This window comes from Erythrobacter sp. HI0063 (assembly GCF_001635685.1).
Classification (GTDB): Bacteria; Pseudomonadota; Alphaproteobacteria; order Sphingomonadales; family Sphingomonadaceae; genus Qipengyuania.
The window spans coordinates 1-3,016 of the sequence record NZ_LWFF01000120.1 but is presented as its reverse complement, the minus strand read 5'-3'; the positions used below and the strand labels follow the sequence as shown (position 1 = coordinate 3,016).

The 3,016-nt window shown below is 54.4% G+C and carries 3 protein-coding genes; 1 reads left to right on the top strand and 2 read right to left on the bottom strand.

Annotation, left to right across the window (positions count from 1 at the left end; all coding sequences use genetic code 11):
- Positions 1 to 78: 78 nt before the first annotated feature.
- Both A3736_RS05255 and A3736_RS05250 read right to left on the bottom strand, forming a co-directional pair.
- Entirely contained in the window at positions 79 to 1,356 is a 1,278-nt protein-coding gene (locus tag A3736_RS05255) for an ISL3 family transposase (RefSeq protein ID WP_000610830.1), read from the bottom strand.
- 12 nt (positions 1,357 to 1,368) lie between these two features.
- On the bottom strand, positions 1,369 to 2,403 hold the full coding sequence (locus tag A3736_RS05250; RefSeq protein WP_000098298.1) for a permease: 1,035 nt from the start codon (positions 2,401 to 2,403) through the stop codon (positions 1,369 to 1,371).
- A 111-nt stretch (positions 2,404 to 2,514) separates the two neighbouring features.
- Between A3736_RS05250 and A3736_RS16635 the strand changes: the two genes are divergently transcribed.
- Positions 2,515 to 2,829 (top strand): helix-turn-helix transcriptional regulator, encoded by a 315-nt coding sequence (locus A3736_RS16635; protein ID WP_000349485.1) that lies wholly within the window; start codon positions 2,515 to 2,517, stop codon positions 2,827 to 2,829.
- Positions 2,830 to 3,016: the final 187 nt, after the last annotated feature.

Sequence of the window (3,016 nt, the reverse complement as noted above, 5' to 3'; positions counted from 1 at the left end):
AAATACCATGTTCAAAACTAGGGTATACGGATTTAATGGTTGATGGGGCACCTTCACCCCATCAATCTGATACCACCCTCAGATGGTTGATAGATCGACTCCGTAGTTGAGTTCCTCTGCGAAGTCCGGCAGTCCGTAACCGATGGTTTTCTTGTAGAAAGGAGAGACCTTCGCAGTCGGTGCCTTCTTCTTGTGCTTCGTGGTGTAGAGCATTCGTGCCCGCATCACCTCGAAGGAGTAACCGCGCCCTTCACGGTTCTTGTCCTTGGCCAGTCGGTTGATGGACTCCGTGTAAGCGTTGGTGACGGGCATGTCCGTCTCGAAGTAGGTCATGGTCTCTTCGCGCCAGTTTCCCACTGCCCTGACCAGATCGCTCCAGACTTCCTTTTGGCCCTTCGGGATGGTGGCTATCCACTCGTCCAGGGCGGCTTCTGCCTGGAGCCGTGTGGTGGCGTCCCAGATGCCGTAGAAGCGCTCCTTGTGCTCGTAGGCGGCCAGCAGTTGCGGGAACGCGCCTGTCCAGGTCTCCATGATGAGGCGCTCCCGGTCTGAGACTTCGTGAGCGCGTTTCAGCAGGATTTTCCGGTCTCCCTTGAGAGTCCGGCTCTGGGACGGTTTCAGCTCCTTTCTGAGGCCCTTGCGCACTCTCTCTAGGGCATCGTTGGCCATGCGCACCACATGGAACTTATCGACCACGATACGGGCCTGGGGCAGCACAGCCTTGACCGCTGCCCGGTAGGGGTTCCACATGTCCATGCTGACGATCTCGACCTTCTGCCGGTCTTTCAGCTTCATCAGGTAGTTGGTCACCACGTCCTGGCGGCGGGTGGCCAGCAGGTCGAGCAGGGTTCGCTCCTCAATGTTGGTCAGAATGCAGCGGTAGCGCTTGTTCAGGTATAGCTCGTCAATGCCCAGGATGCGGGGCGTCTCGAAGCGGTGCCAGCGCCCCAGGAACTCGGCGCGGGCGTTGAAGATGTCGCGCACCGTCTTCTCGTCCAGGCCGGTCTGTGCCGCCACAAAGGTGTAGGGGTGGTTGAAGGATTCCTTCTCCACGTACTCATGCAGCCGCAGTGTCATACGGAATCCGTCCACCATCTCTGGTAGCTGGGGCCTGAATGTTGTCTTGCAGGCCCGGCAGGTGTATCGGCGGCGGACCACCCAGAGAGTGACCCGCTTGCCGTGGATGGGCAGATCACGATAGGGAACGTCACGCTTGCCGAACCGTACGAACTCACCCTGCACGCCGCACCCCTCGCAGGCTACTGGTGTAGGTGCTTCAAGCCGAAAATGTATGTCTTCATTCTGCTCATCAGAATCCACCAACTGGTACCCAGGAAGGCTTAACGAATTAATCATCTCCCGCCTTGATCAGAAAAACAGGTAGGTGGCGTAACCGGCAATCATCGCCATAGCAAAAATGACTGCTAAAAACGCCGCTAAAAGCTTCAGCGTGAACAAAGAGCGCAACAGAATGAGCTCAGTCAGGCTGGCTCCGGCACTGCCGATGATCAACGCTAGCACCGTCCCGGCACCCACGCCTTTGGCCATCAGAGCCGCTGCCAGAGGTATGACGGCTTCAGCGCGAATATACAACGGCACGCCGATGACAGCGGCAACTGGAATGGCAAAGGGATTATCTGGGCCTGCATACTGCTCCAATAAGTCAGTGGGCATGAAACCATAGATCACGCTGCCAATCGCAATACCGATGAGCAGGTAAGGCAACACATCGATAAAGTCCGACCAAGCTTCCCGCCACACACCACTGTACTTCCCTTCTTTCTTAACCGTGACAGTGGGTTGACTGTCACAGCATTCGCTAGACGTAGAGACTGTTGTCTTCCTATCAGCCCCGCAAGAAGCCGTCTTCGGAGTGGTGTCGCAGCTGTTGGTGCCGCAACTCGATGCGGTCGATGTAGCACTGCACGGGCTTGCTGATGAACTACATCCACTGCTCTCTTGTGTCGCCGTCCGGCGCACATAACGCTCGAAGCCAAGCGTGTGAAGCAGCCATCCGGCACCTACCGCGACCACCAAAGCGGCGAGCACATAGATAGCAGTAAGTGTCCATCCAAACGTGGCAACCAGCAGGCCGACGACGATAGGATTCAGCAACGGAGATGAGAAAAGAAACACCATCATCGGCCCAAAACCGGCCCGTGCCCGAATCAACCCTTTCAACATGGGGATAGTCGAGCAACTACAGAAGGGCGTTATAGCTCCTAAACCAGCAGCAAGAAAATAGCCTCGCTTCCCACTGGAAGTCAGTAACGCTTCCACCTTGGATGGTGGGATGTGACGTTGAAGAACTCCGACCAGCAAGCTAATGCCAATGAATAAAACCGATAGCTCGATAGCGAGAAAGGCGAACATGCCTAGAGCGTCTTGGAGTTGAGATGACATTCAATATTACTCCTATATTTCTAGTATTGTCGAAATGATGTACGCGGCCTACTTGCGTTTATCCGACCTGTCAACTATAATTCTAGAAACATCGAATTATTGGGGCGTGCTATGGATCACGAAAAGGTTGCAGCCAGCTTAGCTGAGCTAGGGAATAGTCACCGACTGTCCGTGTTCCGCTTTCTGGTCAAAGCTGGCCATGATGGGGCTTCGGTCGGAGATATCCAGAAGGGGCTGGGTATTCCTGCTTCGACGCTATCACATCACCTTGCGCGCATGGCCAAGGTAGGGCTGATCCGGCAGGAGAAACATAGCCGCACGATTGTCTGTATACCCGAGTATGGGCACCTAGAGAATTTGATCGGTTTCTTACAAGAGGAATGTTGTGCAGGTGTTCGGATTGCGCATGAACCAGAACCGCTTTGACGCTTGCCCAGCTCTCGCTGTCCTCCCTAGTCAGCATCGCTATGAAGACTCAGGCGAAGGTGGAAACAGAAAATTGGCAGTAGAGTAGGCTGAAGAGGATCAATCAGATAATCCGCTGAGAAAGATTTTCTTCTTTACATCTTTGGCATTTTATCAACCAGAAATTCCGGATACCCCAAATATTTAA

Bases quoted from the DNA above. Each gene is read 5' to 3' on its own strand.
- A3736_RS05250 (WP_000098298.1), bottom strand. From the start codon at position 2,403: ATGTCATCTCAACTCCAAGACGCTCTAGGCATGTTCGCCTTTCTCGCT.
- A3736_RS05255 (WP_000610830.1), bottom strand. From the start codon at position 1,356: ATGATTAATTCGTTAAGCCTTCCTGGGTACCAGTTGGTGGATTCTGAT.
- A3736_RS16635 (WP_000349485.1), top strand. From the start codon at position 2,515: ATGGATCACGAAAAGGTTGCAGCCAGCTTAGCTGAGCTAGGGAATAGT.